This window comes from Anaerobutyricum hallii, from assembly GCF_900209925.1.
Taxonomy (GTDB): domain Bacteria; phylum Bacillota; class Clostridia; order Lachnospirales; family Lachnospiraceae; genus Anaerobutyricum; species Anaerobutyricum soehngenii.
Map to the genome: position 1 here is coordinate 2127303 of NZ_LT907978.1, position 18339 is coordinate 2145641.

Annotated in this window: 14 protein-coding genes and 1 riboswitch; of the genes, 3 read left to right on the forward strand and 11 right to left on the reverse strand. The window is 38.1% G+C overall.

The annotated features are described in order from the left end of the window. Window positions 1-7 precede the first annotated feature (7 nt). The 10 genes from EHLA_RS09725 to EHLA_RS09770 all read right to left on the reverse strand — a co-directional run bounded on the left by EHLA_RS09725 (window position 8) and on the right by EHLA_RS09770 (window position 14617). Entirely contained in the window at window positions 8-1228 is a 1221-nt protein-coding gene (locus tag EHLA_RS09725; protein ID WP_173854284.1) for a DUF4430 domain-containing protein, read from the reverse strand. After that, window positions 1225-3510 (reverse strand): Ig-like domain-containing protein, encoded by a 2286-nt coding sequence (locus tag EHLA_RS09730; RefSeq protein WP_157908573.1) that lies wholly within the window; start codon window positions 3508-3510, stop codon window positions 1225-1227. Before EHLA_RS09730 ends, EHLA_RS09725 begins: the two co-directional genes overlap by 4 nt. A 216-nt stretch (window positions 3511-3726) precedes the next feature. Then, on the reverse strand, window positions 3727-5283 hold the full coding sequence (locus EHLA_RS09735) for a DUF4430 domain-containing protein (RefSeq protein WP_096240620.1): 1557 nt from the start codon (window positions 5281-5283) through the stop codon (window positions 3727-3729). 920 nt (window positions 5284-6203) lie between these two features. Further along, window positions 6204-8018 carry an Ig-like domain-containing protein gene (locus EHLA_RS16645; RefSeq protein WP_242970711.1) on the reverse strand — a complete coding sequence of 605 codons (1815 nt, stop codon included), beginning with the start codon at window positions 8016-8018 and terminating at the stop codon, window positions 6204-6206. A gap of 540 nt (window positions 8019-8558) precedes the next feature. Continuing rightward, window positions 8559-10103, reverse strand: a complete 1545-nt coding sequence (locus EHLA_RS09750; RefSeq protein ID WP_096240622.1) for a helix-turn-helix domain-containing protein — start codon at window positions 10101-10103, stop codon at window positions 8559-8561. Window positions 10104-10317: 214 nt separating this feature from the next. Beyond that, window positions 10318-10848, reverse strand: a complete 531-nt coding sequence (locus EHLA_RS09755; protein ID WP_096240624.1) for a hypothetical protein — start codon at window positions 10846-10848, stop codon at window positions 10318-10320. A 159-nt stretch (window positions 10849-11007) separates the two neighbouring features. Beyond that, window positions 11008-11169, reverse strand: a complete 162-nt coding sequence (locus tag EHLA_RS16245) for a hypothetical protein (protein ID WP_157908574.1) — start codon at window positions 11167-11169, stop codon at window positions 11008-11010. Window positions 11170-11506: 337 nt separating this feature from the next. Further along, complete coding sequence (locus EHLA_RS16785; RefSeq protein WP_278277452.1) at window positions 11507-11629, reverse strand: hypothetical protein; 123 nt, start codon at window positions 11627-11629, stop codon at window positions 11507-11509. Then, a riboswitch (cobalamin riboswitch) is annotated at window positions 11587-11783 on the reverse strand. Its footprint overlaps the gene before it by 43 nt. Window positions 11784-11863: 80 nt before the next feature. Further along, the gene (locus tag EHLA_RS09765; RefSeq protein ID WP_096240628.1) at window positions 11864-13579 is read right to left on the reverse strand and encodes a helix-turn-helix domain-containing protein; all 1716 of its coding nucleotides are present in this window, start codon (window positions 13577-13579) and stop codon (window positions 11864-11866) included. A gap of 48 nt (window positions 13580-13627) precedes the next feature. Continuing rightward, a complete protein-coding gene (locus EHLA_RS09770) occupies window positions 13628-14617 on the reverse strand; it encodes a hypothetical protein (RefSeq protein ID WP_096240630.1) in 990 nt (329 codons plus the stop codon). Window positions 14618-15039: 422 nt separating this feature from the next. Here EHLA_RS09770 and EHLA_RS09775 point away from each other — a divergent pair, with 422 nt between their 5' ends. Next, window positions 15040-16077 (forward strand): tyrosine-type recombinase/integrase, encoded by a 1038-nt coding sequence (locus EHLA_RS09775; RefSeq protein WP_096240632.1) that lies wholly within the window; start codon window positions 15040-15042, stop codon window positions 16075-16077. 183 nt (window positions 16078-16260) lie between these two features. On the opposite strand, the gene EHLA_RS09780 is transcribed toward EHLA_RS09775, so the two are convergent. Beyond that, window positions 16261-16692: a BlaI/MecI/CopY family transcriptional regulator gene (locus tag EHLA_RS09780; protein WP_096240634.1), complete on the reverse strand. Its 432-nt coding sequence runs from the start codon at window positions 16690-16692 to the stop codon at window positions 16261-16263. Between the two features lie 209 nt (window positions 16693-16901). On the opposite strand from EHLA_RS09780, the gene EHLA_RS09785 reads away from it, so the two are divergent. Next, a complete protein-coding gene (locus EHLA_RS09785; protein ID WP_096240636.1) occupies window positions 16902-17105 on the forward strand; it encodes a helix-turn-helix domain-containing protein in 204 nt (67 codons plus the stop codon). Between the two features lie 234 nt (window positions 17106-17339). Next, on the forward strand, window positions 17340-18284 hold the full coding sequence (locus EHLA_RS09790) for an Abi family protein (protein WP_173854286.1): 945 nt from the start codon (window positions 17340-17342) through the stop codon (window positions 18282-18284). Window positions 18285-18339: the final 55 nt, after the last annotated feature.

Consider the following 18339-nt stretch of genomic DNA (forward strand, 5'->3'; position numbering starts at 1 on the left):
CCACTCCTTAATACATTGAGTTGTCCCCAACGTCTTTTCCAAGATTACAGGTATAGACCCAGTTGATCACATCGCCGTCTTCCACCTTGTATTTACTGCAGCCGTAGTTCGGGAACCACCCGTTGACATTGTACATCCAGCCGGACAGCTCGCCGCAGTCAAATTCGTAAAGCTGGTTGATTCCTTCCACATATGCGGTATCGTACATCGGGGTATAGGTGGATTCCATATGGATCCCCGCTTCTTTGCATACCCGTTTTAAAACATCATGGACGCTCTCCCCTTCGGTGAACTCTATCGTGGACGGAGCGAGGATCTGCCCATTGGAAGGCACGAACTCTTCCTTTCCTGCGGTCAGATTGCCCATGTTGTTTAAGATGGTGGAACAGCTGATGGAGATGGTACAGGTATGGACGGTGGCAGAGCTCTCACTGTTCTTCACGTCACCATCGGAGGAATCACCAGAGCCAGTGTCAGAACTGTTTCCCGATGAACTGCTGTTTCCGGAACCGCTGACGGAACTTCCGCCGGAGGAGCCTACAGCATCGTTGGCACCGTCTGCCCCCTTATTCTGGGTACCGGTGATCCCGCCTACCACATAGCAGTCGCCGTCCAGTGTGGAGACATTCATGGTCAGCACCGTAGAACCATTCTCCATGTCTGCTGCAATGGTAACATCACTCATCTTAGCCAGATTTCCTCCCTGTTCCTTTAAGAGGAGCCCTGTATCGGACTCCCAGGCTGACGGTAGGGTCACCTGCAGGGTTGGGACACTGATCACGCCTTTCCCATTCATGGTCATCATTAAAGCATCATTGGCATTGTTAGCCTGTTTTTTGATCTCATCCAGTCCCTCTGTTGTAAAATTGATCTTCAGGTTCTGGTCTTCCGGGTTCTGGATCTTGGATGCATCATAAGTCCAGACATAGGAGATCCCATCCTCCGTCTGCCCGGTGAACTGCACCTGTCTGTCCTGCCCGGCAACGGTGGCAAACTGTTCTTTTGTGATCACGCCGTCTTCTGGGACCTCATTGATATCCTGCAGGGTCTCCACGTTTCCAGCCCCCCCTGCAGTACCGTCTGCACCGGTGCTGCCCTCACTTCCGTCTTTTGCACTTCCACAGCCAACAGCTAGGACAAGTACAAAAGCCAAGAGAAAAGCAAGAAGCCTGCCCCTGATCGTATTTTTCTTACTGTATTTCTGATTTGTTGTTTCCGGTCTAATCATTCCAACGTCACCTTCCCTTTTCTTTTCTTCCATATAAACCAGATCAGCGCCTCAAAGGCCAGTAGGCCGGTCCCTCCGACTCCTGCATAGAAGACTGAACCCATAGGAATCTCCAGCTTGATGGTCTTGTCCTGCCAGCTTTTTTCTGCCGCTGCAGCCGGGACTTCCGCTTCTGCTTCTGTTATCAACGGTATAGTGTCACCACTGTCGTAACTTTCCGGAACATAGTCTGCCCCTGTAAAGGACCAGCCCCCTGCTTCCGTTTTCCCGTTTTCTGTAGCTGTCCCGGATGCACCAGCTGATGATGTCCCGAGGGATTTCGTCGTTGCAGTTCCGAGCTTTTTCGTTGTCGCAGTGCCGCTTGTCCCTGTGCTGCTTCCGGAAGAAGAAGCTGCTGCCGTAGGGGTCGCGTTCACTTTCACGATGCAGGACGCCGAGATACCACTTCCGTCTTTTGCCGTGACAGTGATCACGGCAGAGCCTGCCTTGACGCCTTTCACTTTTCCCTTCTGGGTGACCGTTGCCACCTTCTTATTCGAAGAAGACCATTTGACTTCTTTATTAGTAGCATTGGACGGGGACGCCACTGCCGTCAGTTTCTTTGTCTTTCCTTTTACTATAGTGATGGAGCTGTAATCCAGCACGATCTGGGATACCGGGACAGTCAGCGAGGTCGTTGTCCCGCCTGCTTCCTTTATTGATTCGGTGTTTCCGGTACTGTTTCCTGTGGAAGAAGCCTCCACCTTTTCCCCTGCCGTAATGGTCACATCACTCATATCATACAGGGCAGTCTTACCCTGCAGCATCCGTTTATATGCCACAGTGGCATACATGCCCTGTTCCGTCGCCATGCCGTTTAAGGTCCCGCCTTCTCCACCTCCGTTATTTCCTGCACCGGCAGCCACGTGCATGAAGCCGCCTTCCGGCAGATAATACTGGAACAGTCCTGTCAGGGGCCACTTGCCGTTCTCATTGATAAAACGGTCATCCGTTGCCGGATCAATGCCGATGGCTGACAGGGCGGTGATGACCTGGGCTGTGCTCTCCGAGGTCTCTGTCCCCATGGTCGCATATCCGCCGCTCGTAAGCTGGACAGATGCCAGCCATTCTACCGCACGGTTGATGGCACCTTTCACATTTACACTTGTTTCATAATACGGGGCAAGAGCCTGGATCGTCATGCCGGTGATATCCACATCCGGCTCATTTCCGGCAAGGGTCCAGCCGCCTTTTGATGTTTCTCTTCCTAACAGATATTTGATCAGGCCCTCTTCTGTTGTTTGTTCCTCTGCATCAGGGTTTATCGGAATAGTATAGGACGGATGGCTGTTCAGCGCGATCAGTGCCCAGATCGGTCCGTTAAATCCTTGATACTTTATATCTGTAAAATCAGATAGATTAGCAAGCAGGTTATGGCCGCCTATGTTCTGGGCATCTTTCCCTATTGCAGTCAGGGCAAGGATCAGTTTGGAATACTCCGTATATTTTGTCTTTGTCAAAATCCAGTTATTTTCTTCCAGGTATGCATAAACATTTTTATAGAAGGTTTCCGTATAACTGGCAGGAACCCCCAGACCGCTCCTGGTCATGCCGATCACGTTCCAAATGCTGTTGTAATCCGGATCCGTATCGACACTCAGCATATAGGAACGGACATTAGCAAGTACGGTGTCCACAGACGGGTTTAATGATTCCGCTGTTTTCTCCGATTTTATTTCAGCGGAAACGGTTTTTTTCTCCGCTTTATCGGAAACAGTCTCTTCCTTTTGTTCCGTGGTTTCCACAGTCTCCAGAGGGATCCCAATGCCGTAAGCCCTGCCGAGCTGCAGATATTTTCGGACCTCTTCTTTCGATGATCCTTTTTCTTCTGCTGTGGAAGCCTCCTCTGTTTTTTCTGTTGTGCATTCTTTGGCTTCTTCCTTTGTTACCGGCTCCTCCGGAACTTCTGTCTTATTATCCGTCTCAGGATCTTCCTTGGTGACTTTATCTTTCTTTTCTTCCTCTGTGGTTGTTTCTTCTGCTGCATCATTCCCCTCTGCATCCTCTCCTTCAGCCAAATCTGCTACTGTTTTTCCAGCTGGAGCAGGAGTATCTCTCTCCTGTTCTTTTTTATCAGCAGAAAAAGCATCCGCCACTGCTTGAACACCTTCTACGGTTTCGGGCTGTTTTTCCTGTGCACAAACCGGCATATTACCCAGCGGGCATAGGCCTATAAACACAAAAACAGCCAGCAAAACGCACACACCCTTGCGCCCCCAGCAAGCCGTTCTTCTCATCTTCATACAACACTTCTCCTTTTTATCCTGTCTTTGCCTGATAGGCATTTATTTTTAAAAACTGCTGTTTTCCGTCAACCGAAATAATATGTTCGTAAATATATAACAGGTCTCCTTCCCAAGCCTATCGGAAAAGTTTTCCTTTACATCCTGTTACTTTTCCTATACGCTCTTTCAGGCAGGACAGCATATGCTGTCCTGCCTATTTTGATAGTAACTACACTATTTGATATTGACCTTTTTTACATTAGAATCGTTTCCATAATAAGTGACACCGTTTACTATCCGATATGTCCGTACCTTGAAATAATAGGTCTGTTTCTTTTTCAGTCCGCTCTTTGTGAATGTAACCGTTTTTGCCTTTTTGATTGTCTTGATCTTTTTATATCCAGATGATTTTTTCATAGACATATAGATCTCATAGCCAGAAGCAACATTCACCTTTTTCCAGGTAAGCTTTGCTTTTTTTGTGCCTATTTTTTTCACAGATTTCAAGGTCGTCTTTGCAGGTGTATTTTGATTTATGAGAGCCTGCTGCAATGCTTTCTGCTGTGCCTCCTGCTCTGCTTTTTGTTCAGTCGCAGCCTTCTCTGCTGCTACCTGGGCTTTCAACTGGGAAATATTCTGCTCTGCCTGGGTCAGTTTAGAAAGAATTTCAGCAGAAACCAGTGCTTTTTGTTCAGTTGTTAATGCATTATATGCTTTTCTTGCTGCAACAACCTGGCTCTCATTAGATAAAGATACGGTTCCAAGTGCATTAATCTGGGATATCACCGAATCTGCTTTTTGTTCATTTTTTAACTGGACTATCTCCTTTTCTGCATTAGTTAATATTTCTAAAGACTCAGGTGATACTTTTGACTTTTGTTCATCATTAAATGAATTGTAAGTATTTCTTATTCCTATAATATCTCGTTCCTTCTCTAATGTCACCTCGCCGATTTTCTTAATACGTGTCATTAAATCCTGAACAAGTTTTTCATTATATGAAACTACATAATCATTAATTGCTTCTTCTGAAGGAAGTGCATTATATACCATGTCCATTTTTTCTTGAAGTGTATCCAGATCAATCACTGCATCATATGCATCTCCATATGCTTTTCTACAATCATCATTTAGAAAACATGCTGCGCGGTTTTGACTGATCAATGCTAGTCTCTTAGTAATTTCCTCTCTTTTCGGCAGATTCAAAGCATCTTTCATACTTTCATTCGAATCGCCCAGATCAGCACCATATCCATATAAAGTAAATTGTACCCGTATCACATCTCCATCGCTCATCTCGCAATCAGACATTACATAATTTGGAAATTCTCCATTTTTACTATACAACCATCCTGAGGATGGCATATATGAAAATTCTCCAAGTTTGGGAGCATCTTTGTTCTTCTCGTTTCCCGTCGGACATTTCAGGCCTTCTCCATTTGCTGTAGTCATATTAGGCATTGATTTGATGCAATCCGGCACCTCATATTTTCCATTATCTGCATTATAAATTAATGCAAGATAAAATCCCATTTCTGAATTTTTTACATTTGCTTCATATCCATTTTCTCTCAGAACCCTCAACAGTACATCTGAAAAATGTTCGCCTTTATAAAATGGGGTTATTGTCGGATCAATCAAATAGCCTTGTCCTATTGTAAATTTTTCCACACTTACTATAATATTCCCAGCTTTTTCAGCAGCAAAACTATCTGTTTTCCAAATGAATCCCAGCATCATTGTAAATGCAAATACCAGAAACCATTTCTTCCATTTATTTTCTTTTCTCATGCATCTTACACCTATTATGAGGTGACCTTTATCAATTGAAAATCACAAAAATCACCACAAACTTTTCCTTTCCCAAATTTTAACACCGGGTACAGAGACAGAGCCTCATATCTAACAGTCGTCGGCCTTTGTCACTCTGTTATACGTAGATTGGTTACCAACAAGTTAATGATCCGACGTGAATCTTGCCATCTCTAAACGTGAATCAAAATATATTAATAAAATCAATAGAGATAAATCGCAAATAATTCGAACCTAATAATACTCCAATACTCTGCCTCTGCATCCAGTGCTAGTGTTACTATACAGATGGAATCTGATAACATCAGTTTCATCTGCTTAATAACCATTCATGATATTCAGATATTTCTATCATAAGCTTGGCGGCAAAGCGGTGCAATAGCAAGCTTAATTGAAGCAGCTGAATATCATATTTACGAGATATTTCCTGTAGCCATTCTCCACATAAAACAGGCAAGTTCTATTGCTATTGCAGTGGCAACTGCATTTCTTTTTATCCCTTATTTAATGTCATCTTGTAGAATCGTCTTCGCAGCCTTTTATTAGCCTTATCTGCATATACTATTACTTCTGCAGAACATCCTTGTTGACATTGTTTCAATGCTATTGATTTGTGTCCTATATTGCCTCGTGTATAATTTTGCGCTACTTCTACGATTAGCCGCCTTAAGCAATTTTTATTTACGAATCTTTATTGTTATAGCAATATCGTAATAATCGGCACCACTCTCTAATGTACCGAATTACGTCATGCTCAGACTTATAGCAGCAAATCCAAGACATAACAAAAGAATCATAAGTTGATATAAAATTTAGAGCTGGCAGACGTACTTGTAATCTGCCAACTCTAGCTTTTTTAATCTGATAATATTACCCCAAGAGAGTACATATCAAATTATTTATTTTCTTTTAGGAACGATTACATTAACTGTCGCTTTCTTAGTTCCTGATTTCATAGTAATTTTTACTGTTCCGGCTCCTACTGCCTTCACTTTTCCACTAGAAGTAACAACAGCCACTTTCTTATTGGAAGATTTGTATATCACTTTCTCTGTGCTGGTAAATGGAACTCGTACAGACTTCAATGTTACGGTATTTCCTTTTTTCAGTGTAATCTTGTTCTGTTTTGCAGTGAGCTTTGTTGTTTTAACAGTGCCATTTGTCACTTTCACTTTGTAACTTCTTGTCTTCTTGCTGGCAAGACGGATTTTCAAAGTAGTACTTCCTTTTTTCAGTGATTTCAGCTTGATTGTTCCATTCTTTTTATTTAAAGAAATTAATTTTGCATATTTTGAATTACTTACCTTTACAGAATCAAGAGAATCTCCGTTTGCTAAAGAAAGCTTGATTGTAATTGTCTTTCCTGCTTTTACAGGAATAGATTTCAATTTTCCCTGCACTTCTAATACCGGTGCTAATTTTGATCCAACGGTTCGTGTTTCAACATCGCCGCAGGTACAAGTACGTTTTTGCTGTTCTGCCTGGAATACAGTTGCATTTGACACAGTTTCCCATGAACCATAGCTATGTTTATGATCTGGTGTTGCAGAAAGCTCTTTAATCTTAGCTTCTGCTGCTGCGAGAATTGTTAATGTTGTTGTAGGAACATAATTCTTCTGCTTTTCTGTAAGAGCTTCATATACTGTTCTTGCAGCCTCAACTTCAGCTTTATTATCCAGTGTTATATCTGAAACATCAGGTAATGCATTAATGGCAGCTTTCACTGCAGCCACAGTCTGTGTCATTTCATCATCAAAATCAACAATATCTCGGCTGCTTCCATAGATACCAAGATAAACATCTCCATCGGTAATCTGATATGCATAGTGATAAGCAAAAGCCTGTGCATCTTCTGGTTTTAAAGTTTCTGCTTCCAAAACACGATTTTTATAAGCCTCCCACTGATCCGGATAATCTTTTTCCAGATTAGTGCCATATGCATAATAATCTTTTACATCAAGAGCAGTCAACGTATCACCATCGGCCGGTTTCACTTTAAGATCATTCTTTGCAGCATCAAACCAGTCATATTTCGAGCAGAGCTGATAAAATGGTTTAAGATATTTCATAGAATCCCAGAAAGCACTATCTACTTTTTCATATGCTTCTTTAATCAAAGCATCGTAACGTTCTGTGTGATACTGTTCCATCAAAGAACCCATCGCTACCACAGCTACCGCCATGGAAGGGAATGTATAACCTCTACCCGTCGTATGTGTATGATACCCTTCAACTTTTGTATCTACAGTATTAAAATATTCAATAGCAAAAGATTTCTGCTCCTTCAGTTCATCGGACAAAGTTTTTCCCTTACGTATGATATATTCCTCATAAGAGGAAAAAGCAGAAGCAAAGTTGATTATAGTCATCGCATTTGTATAAGATATTTGTCCTAAACTTGACGAAGAATTAACTGTAATTGGCCCTGTTTCTGAATCCTTCACAAAAACATTTTTTAGATAATTCTCAATCGGTGCAGCACCGTTATAATATCCATGGTCATCCTTTAACACTCGATAATAGACAGAACCAAAGCAATTATCCGTGCCTTTGCAATTGGCATTGCCAAAAATTGTGTCTTCTATCTTCGTGCCCACGGTCTGGAAGGTACCGTCTGTCAAACTGTTACTTGGAACAGTCTCTGCAGAAACTCCGAAACTGATGGAACTCAGTATCGTTGTCAACGTTAAAATGATTGCCAATACTTTCTTCATAATTTCTCCTCCCTTTTTCTTCAAGTATTGTAACAGCATTCGCAGTCATATGCCCTTTTACTGATATACTCTGAAAAAATCAGATGACAAGCCACAGAAAATGGAAAATGGATCCATGCCCCAAATTGCAAAAGCAAAATATGTTGTTGCAATCGTAATATTACTTCAAGAACACTCTGACGGTCTTGAAGTAATATCAGTGAACAATTAACATTTTATCTGTCCATTTCAGCAAAAGGTAATTGAACTGTTATTTAACAATTTTAATTTATCACTTATCATTTATGAATGTCAATGAGTTCCCCACTTGAACGGGCAACATGGTCTCTTTGTATCTTTCATGATTCATTTACAAACTACAAGCCAACCTGCACAAACTTTCCGCTGATATATTCTTTCATCACAAGACAGAGGATATAGTAAAGAGATGCTAGCTCCTGTTCTTTTCGATAAACAAAAAAGACCGAATTTTTTAATTTATAAAACAATCAAACTGACTATCTTTTTATCAAGATAGTCGGTTTGATCGTAAATTATTTTTTAATGGTTAACCGGAACATAAAAATATATCTTACAATCCACATATCGTTCAAATGTAATCCGTTTTAAATCTACTCTGTCCCGGTACTCTTTTACCCAACCATAAAATATACAACGGATATACATACGAAGAGTCTCAGTTATATCTCGTTCGTCTGATATTTTATCTGTCTCAAAAATTGCATATTTGCCTTCCTCCAAAGTAACTTTTATCATTTTCTCCGGAATTTTATCCGGAAATTCCTGCACTACAGGCCCGAGGATATAATCTATATTTTTACTCTCCGGTTCATGATACCACAGAGCAATCTTATCTTCTCTTCTCTCCACATTACTGGAAAATCGGGTATTCTCAAGACACGGAAAAGCTCTCCCACGCCAGTAATTCATCTGAGCAGGAATATCCACCTCTTCTTTTTTACAAGGAATAATTGTATGACCTATCATTTTGATACTTTGAAGCTTAATAATACTCATCCGAATCTTATCTTTATTCTGAAAATAGTATTTCGCAAGGTCAATAACTTCAAACATCCCTTTACTATACATAGTCGGAAGCACATGGAATTCTTTTTGAAAAGCTCTAGCAAAACCGGCATAGGTTTTAAAATGATACAAAGCTGCTGCCTCTTTCGGATTCATACCCTCTCTGATTTTTTCCGCAATCATGGTCATACGTCTTTTCCTGATATAGTCTGAAACTGACATTTTATAGTAACATCGAAAAATCCGTTTAAAATGAGTTGGAGAATAATGAAATTTTTGGGCCAGGGAAGTCGTTGTCAGATTTCCAGTAATATTTTCATCGATATACGTTGTCCATGTATCTACACCGTATACTTTTTCCGGAGGTTCCTCCTTTTCTTTTTCCAAAAGTGCAAGGCAATAATAAACTTTTCCATCCCTGATACACTCGAAAGTATAGCCTTGAAGGTCTACTTTTTGGGCATTCTTTTCCATCCACTCAGTTTGGGCATAATTGATCAAATCTTTCATTTGTTCTGCTAATCCACCTTTTTGTTCTTCCCCAAAAGAAAAAATCGCATATCGACCAGATGGGATTCTAATTTGGGTAAGGTCTGCCGGCAAATCTTTTGATGATTCACTGATATTACCATACATATAATAGTTGCTGTAGTTCTCATCATTCAACCATAAAGCAAGTTGAGTGCTATTTGTATCTACATATCTTTCGTAAATCTCAACCGCAGTATCCAAAGGACGATATACTTCTTTTTCCTCGTTTATCACTGGAGATACATTTAGATAAAATGGAACTGTTTCTGTATATTTTACATCAACCTTTACAGTAGAGGTGGAACGCTTTTGTATTGGCTTCTGGCAGAACTCATCAGGATTCATTTCTGCTTCTTTCATTCTTTCCATATAAAGATCAAGGGGTTCTTGATAAAAGCAACTAAAAAGATACCCCAGATATTCCGGTTTGAAAGAATACAATTTTCCAAGATCCTCTACCATTAATTGTTCATTTTTATGTTTTTTTATATAGCTGGCACAATCCACCATAATTTCCTTATAATTCATTTTACCGAATTTTCTCCTCCATCTTTTTCGGTGCTTTTGTCTTTTACTTTTACATAAACTCCATCTGCCTTTTCAAACAGCACCGGAATCTCTTTTTCGCCGTGCATATGCCCTTTTTTGTATTATTAAGTTTCTTTTCTTCATCACAGACTTTCTCTCTCAATGCCTGAATAACATTCCTACTCCCATTACACTGATTGTCCGGCCTGTCATTTCACTGACTTTCGAGGCATATTTTCTGTAGGACAGTTCCGTGACCATTTTCATCAAAAGCTCTGCTATAGGTTACCTCACCATATATTGTATTAATCATTATCTTTCGTGTACTTTTATGACGATATCGCTCCTTATCTCTTTCTTTTAATACAACATATTTTCTATTTTTCTCTCCTTGGTCTTCAACTTCTAGTTGATATACCATACCGCCATTTAGGATTTTATTCTTACTCTCAAAATCAACAGAAAAGATATTTTCTCCAGAATTATGCGTTTTAATTATAGTTTTATCTGTAATTCCATTGGCATGGGTATAATAATTCTGTATATCAACCTCTTCAGGAAGACAAGAAATTTCATCAGACCTATATGATATATCAGCGTGTGGGTTGCGCAAAGAACGAAACGAACTTATCTGTGATGTCTCTGATTTCAATACTCCCTGAATGCTCCACACACTGGTACTAACATTTGCAAAAGAATAAATATCTTCTGATGCAAATTGAATTCCTTTAGTATTCCCTGGCAAAATCTGATAATCACTAATAATAAATTCCAGTTATTACTCCTTCTGAGCATGTTAAATATATTTCATTAAATAATGAATCATCTTGCACCGCATGAACTATACCAGTTTCCCATACAAAAAATACATTGATAATCATTATTGTAATGTAAAGATATCTTTTTATTTTTTTCGTAAAAATATCCTTTCTTTTGAAAAAGAGTTGGACCTGTGTATAGATCCAACTCTTTCCGGTACATTATATATAAATGATGTCACTCCCATTGCCAGTCCCATCGTCATAGCCATCAATAATGCAATAAGTTTCTTCGATAATCTTTTCATGTTAATTCTTCCTTTACATGTGGGCATTATCTACCCGAAAAAATACTGTTACCAGTTGCTTTATAACAAGAGAATTGCTCTCTTTTGTATACTTTATTAATGATCTTTTGAATTTTACATTAATGTACTTTTTATGCTTTTCTGCATTTTTTTCACATAAAAATGTTACAAAATAAAAAGCATTACTATCTGCTTTCTCTATTCGATTACCAATATACACCCAATATTTCTATTGTCTTCTGTATTGTTCCCACATCGTCATGCGGAAACAATACAGGACTCATTGACAATTCAGGATGATATTGAGCCTAAAAAGTAAACGCTTACTATTATTTTTTTACATATCTGCTTTAATCTGGAAGAAGGAAGATAAACATAAAAGAAAGTAAAGAAATGCCTTCCTGCCTCTTCCCAAAGCAACGGACTGTCTGTCATAAAAAGTATCCTGGCTTCGCTTCATTCATGAATCAGCCCCTTCCCGGATCTATCTCCAGTGGTTATGGTTTTTGACACCATTTGCTGATTTTCGTCTGCTTCACAGTAGGGGTAAGCCTGCTCCGGATTTTCACCGGATTCCTTCCTTTGACGCAAGATATATACTTATTATTTATATACTAATATTATCGCACCATTTCATACAAATCAACAAATATTATGTTCGAATCCGGGCGATTAATCTGGAAATCATTACCATTTATTTGATTGGAATATAATAAAATATTTTCTCATTTTTGTAATATAAAAAAGCAATTCTTTTTTGGAAATCTGTCCGTCTCCAGTTATCATAGATCCATACCTGATCGATACACCGCACTATCAAACGGATGAGTTCCGGAATTTTTTCCGGATCATCTTTCTCCTGGAGGCTTTCAAAGACTGCATACTTTCCTCCCTGGATCGGATATATACACATTTTTTCCGGTATTTTGCAGTCCTTTTCTTTCATAACCGGGCCGAGGACATAATCATAAATATTTTTTGATTGTCCTTCCATTTGTTTTTTTGCATAAAGAGCAATCTTTTCTCCTTCTTTTAAATTGCATCTCCAGTCTCTGTCTCCCATTTCCGGATAATCATGAATCATCCAGAATCCGGCAAGATCAGTTACATCACTGTTTAAGTATTTTTGATCTTCCCATGACTGGATCGTTTTCCCGGCAAAATACTGTTCATTCATTTTCTGGACCGACATCTTTAACTGACTGAAATTTTCCGAATAATAATCTTTAATATCAATCAATTCGAGGTTGACCATATGGTAGTCCTCTGGTCTGACCTTGAATTCCCTTCGAAATGCCTTCTGAAATTGTGATATGTCAGAATAATGATATTGGGTGCATAATTCCTGCTCTGTTATATCATTGTTTTTCAACATGGCCGCCTGCAAATAAAGCTGTTTTTGACGGATATATTTCTCCAAAGAAACATTATAGCAAGCCTGAAAACGGTCCTGACAATAATAAACAGAGTAGCCGAAATGTTTTGCAACTTTTTCTACCGTCAACTCATTTTGAATATTTTCATCCACATAAAGAGCGATTTGTTCTACCGTTTTACCTCTATCCTTTTCCAGTTCAATACCTCCGACTCCACTCGATAAAGGTATATAAAGATAAATATGTTCTGCATCAAAGGCTTCATAAGTAAAACCCATTTTGACCATTTTCTTTTTATTGAGCACTCTCCAAATCCGGAAGACATACCAGGATAATGCTTTCATCGTCTGAACAATATCATAATAATCAGCACCTCGCTCGACCGTAAACACTGCATAATTTCCCCCCATTGTGGATATTCTCTCCATTCCTTCCGGACATTCTTCTTCATTATCGACCTCTGTTCCCAGAAAGTAGGCCATCTGATTCGTCGATTGTATATCATGCCACAAAATTCCGTACTGTTTCTCCGGTTTCGAAAGATCAAATATACCTGTTCGGTTAGAAAATGGATATGCACAAAAGAGCCACTTAGAGTCAATATCTGTAACAGGCTGAGGATAGCTCTGTATTGTCACAGGTTCCATTTTTTTATATTCCATCCGCATGGGATGTCCGTTTATTTTTTTCTTGCAGGGCATATCAGGGATCATGGTTCCTCTCTTTTGAAACTGTTTTGGATTCATTCCTATTTCATTTCGAAAAACAGAAAAAAACTGTTTTGACTGATAACCATATTCTTCACTGATACTGGAAAGGGATTTGAATGAGTCGTATACATCCTGTGCAGCGCAACGCATCCGCAGCATTTTCACAAATTTCCCGAAGGAGGTTTCAAAATAATCAGAAAAATGTTTTTTAAAAGCATTGGTTCCGTACCCCATTACTCTTGCTGCATCTTCTTGAGTAATCTTTTTTTTAATATTATTCAGGATAAAGATTGTAATCTTCTCCATTTTTTCTTCTTCTATCATATTCTTCGCCTCGATATCTGTCTTATCATTTTTAATATTTATAAAAAATCATATTTCTATATTTATTAATTCGATTTTTAGTATTTTACTTAGCTCTATCAAGGCTCCTTTTGTAACAGGATTTTTTACAATAACGCAGGCAGGAACTCCCTTCTCTAAAATGTATTTCTCCAGCATTTCTATCAGAATCTGTTGCGCGTCTCTTTCATCCCACTTTCTTTTCAGATCAATGACTTTTTCATTTTCTTTCAGGCTGATGATGATCGGCCCATCCTTTTTTCCTTTTTTATTAAAGTCGAAAGCAGACCAAGCTTCGTCGAAAGTAATGTCTGTTTCCAAAGTGCTCTCTCTCTTTTCTGCAGAAAGAAGCATTTTTTTCTCTTTCGGTGTAATGTAAAGTCTTCCTTCCATACAAAATTTTTCCAAAGGGAATGGTTCTCTACGGATGGAACGACTGCTTTCCGGAGTGTGGTAAATCTGTAAACATTTTTCCACATCCCTGAACCCTGCCAGAACATTCCACGGGAAATTTCCTGCAGAATAGCTGTACATTTTATTTTCTGGACCTCCATAAAAGTTGTGGTCTATGATCTGTTCCAGGGCCTCCCGAATCAGGATAAGATAATCAAAAAGATCCTGCATTTCATATATCTTCATCTCATCCGGAAACTGATTCAATCTGGAAACCTGATAATAAACACCATCTCCTGATAGTTCATCTTCTTTCACGAACCAGAAACACTCCATGTATTCTTCTGTATATTCTTTGTATCTATCTGATAGTTGTAGACAGCGATCCCGAAAAAGATTGTTTTTCCCACTGTATCCCGGATAAATCCGGAGAGAATATTTAAATTTTTCCTCATTTAATGACTGATAGTAAGTTTGTGAAAAAAAAGAAACATGGGCTTTTTGAAGACTTCCATTTGATTGCAGCACTAAAATATCGTCTGCCTGAAAATATTTCCATGGTTTCAATTGTGCCAACTGTTTTCCTGCTCCCTGCAGGAGTTTTTCCTGAAAAGACTGATCTGACATTGTTATTACCTCGTAGATTAATATGGATTAATATTTTTCCGATTTTGAGGGTATACTTTAATTACAGATACCCATAGTTTTCGTGGAATAAACTATTCCTAGAAAGAAAAAATGAGTAATTTTTTTATCGGAATTTTAACATTTTCACGGAATATTGTCAAATCTTACAAAAGAATATCGGCAAAATGTTGATATTATCTGTAATAATCAGAAAATCAAATGTACTTTTATTGTTTTTTATTTTTTTAAGCCGTCAAAATAATATGCGAATAAGAGAAATGATATATGAGAAAAGGTGCAAATGTTTATCACCGTTCGGATGGTCGATGGGAAGCACATCTGCTGGTTGGATATTCCTCAAATGGAATACCACATTATAAATCGTTTTATGGGCACTCATATAAAGAAGCCCATAATAAAAAATGAATTATAAAATAGATGATGAGCCCACATTTTTAAAGAAACAAGAGATTATATCTTTGACTTTTTTGGAAGTTTCAGACCTTTGGCTTACAGACAATCAGCCATACTGGAAACCATCTACTTATGCAAAATATCAAAATGTTTTAGATAGTTATATTCTCCCAGCATGGAGAAATAAGTTAATCTCATCTTTGCAACAATCAGATTATGATATGCTTAGAGAATATTTAGAAGAGTTCTTGTCACAAAGTACTTTAGATACTATAACAACTGTAGTCAGAGGCATCTGTAAATATGCAGTTTCAAAGCATTTTTTATGTTCTATTTCATTTGTTTTTCCCAAAAGTACACGTAAGAAAATATTGTTTACCGAAGTCGATTTAACTTATGAAGAAATGCTTTCTGATCAATATGATGATGCTATCCGGATATTCAGTAAGGAAGAGATGGTTCAGATCACAGAATATCTGGTATGTCATTCTTCTCCTTCTCATATCGGCATATTAATTGCCCTTTATGAAGGGATGAGGATTGGCGAACTGTGTGCGTTACGATGGAAAGATCTTGATTTTGTAAGAAAGACCATTTATATTCTTAGAACTTATCATCGGATTTCCCAGCCTGAAACTGTTGCTGGGAAGCCTAAAACAGTATTACGATTTGATCTTCCAAAAAACAGGAGAACACGGCTGATTCCAATGCAGCCACAATTGGCAGAATATTTATGGGAGATGTCACAGTCTTATTCGCCGGATGATTATATTTTATCTGGAAACAGGCAGCCAATGGAACCCCGGAGTTGTTCGAATCATTTCAAACGCTTGTTAAAAGCCTGCAATCTTCCGGATATAAATTTCCACGCCCTCCGGCATACTTTTGCTTCTAATTGTGTCGAAGCAGGCATAGATATCAAAGTACTTTCAGAAATTCTTGGACATTCTTCTGTGAAGATAACGATGGACCTTTATGTCCATCTTTCCATGCAATATAAACAACAGCAGCTTTCCATACTTCAAATCCAGAATAATATTTTTTAACCGTCAAAAATCTTGTCAGATTATTATCTCATTCATGAAAAAATAAGGAAATAAGCCTTTTTCTGAAAAAATTTTCTAGGAATAGTTTATTCCAAGAAAATGCAATGACTGATAAAAAAATTCATCTCAATCCTTAAGAAGCGATGAGGTGAATTTTTCATGTCTTTAAGAACTAACTCTATATTAAATTATATCATATAAATATATATTTTTTATTACATTTTTATATATTATATTATTTCTTTCTTTTTTTTTATTTATCTCCTCTTCCAGTTCAACTATTTTTTCAGGATCCTCAATCTGTTCCAACAATTCTTTAAAAACAATCGAAATAAAGTTCTTTCTATCTTTTGCCTGATTGATCAATTGTGTGGCATACCACTCGTCTTCCGTCATAGTCGGTTTATATGTTCTGGCATAATTTTTTCCAGAGCGTTTTTGACCCTCCACTTGAATCATTTCTTTTTCTAATAAAGAGTTAATCATAATATGTATGTAACTGGACTTCCATGTCTTTTTAACACAATTAACAACGATTTCTCTGGCAGTTAATGGCTGATCCGATTTCCACAACACATCCATTACTTCTTTTTCGCTGTTTGTCAATTTTATCATAAATTCCTTCCTTTCTTTTATCGGATAATCTAAAATATTATTCCAAAATAATGCATTTAATCTATTTATATAATCATAACAATTCTCTTCGACTCCTGATTTTTAACTCAAATATATACAAATAGTTATACTCGTATTTTCGTACATATTCAATATCTAAGTATAACTTTACAATATTCTTAACATATTATCAGAAAAGGGAAGAGAAAATGATCAGTTACAGACCTTTGTTTGAAACCATGGCTCAAAAGAATATTACTTCCTATGCTCTATTTAAGATGGGGTTTTCCAAATCGACCTACCATTCTATTAAAAAGGGGAACAGTATCAGCACAAACACAGTCAATCAATTATGTAAAATACTGAACTGTACCGTTTCCGAGATCATAGAATTTGTTGACGATGAAGAGTAGACCACAAATGTATTAAGTCAACTTTTATGTATAATAAATACTCTTACAGCATACGCTATACTTGAGCCGAACACAGATTCCAGTGCTAGAACTGACTGAAAAATTTTCAGTATATTGACTTCTACCGCTGTTTCTGCTATATTAAGCTCAGTGATCGTGTTACGGATACTTGCGAAGCCCGTGACCGGGGGAGAACCTGCGGGTCTCTCCCTCTTTTATTTTAAGGAGAAATGTATGTTACCACAAAAGAAATTTTCCAGTTTTTCAGAGCAGGTTGAATGGCTCCAGGATGAGAAAAAACTCATTATTTCTAACAAGCAGTATGCTGAAAATGTTCTGAAACATATCGGTTATTTCCCTTTAATGGGCGGCTACAAACACTTATTCCGAATTCCCTTAACCAAAAAATATAAAGCTGGAACTTCTTTTGATGAAATCGTTTCTCTTTATGAATTTGATGCGGAACTTCGAGAATTGTTTTTCAAATATCTGCTGCAGATAGAGCGGCATCTTCGTTCACTGATGTCCTACTATTTTTCGGAGCAATATGGAGAATCACAATCCGCTTATCTGGATGCAAACAATTTTAACAACAGCCGCCGAAACCGTAATACTGTTAGCCGATTAATTGCGACTTTACAGAGAGCTGCATCAACAACCGATTATGTTTATATTAATTATTACCGGAATACCTATGGGAACATACCACTTTGGGTGCTGATTAACGTCCTTACTTTCGGAAATCTTTCAAAAATGTATAAGGTTTTCCCACAATCCCTGCAATCCAAAGTATGTAAAAATTTCGGTATTATTAACCAACGACAAATGGAACAGTTCTTATCTGTCCTGACAAAATTCAGAAATGTATGTGCCCACGGCGAGCGGCTATTTACATACCGGACAATAGATAATATTTCTGATCTTCCCTTGCATAGAAAAATGTCAATACCTATGAACGGAATCCAGTATCAATACGGAAAAAATGATTTATTTGCTGTTGTCATCGCCTTTCGTTATTTAATACCAAGTAAAGATTTTCTTGTTTTCAAAAGAAAATTAGCTGCTTTGATTGATCATACTTCGAAAAAACTAATCCATATAGACAGTGATGAACTCCTGAACAAAATGGGATTTCCGCCTAACTGGAAAAATATTACCCGCTACCGTTTAACACCATAGGAAAATCACAGAAGTGGCTACCCTCGAATATCTAAAGTCAAACTTATTTGATCCG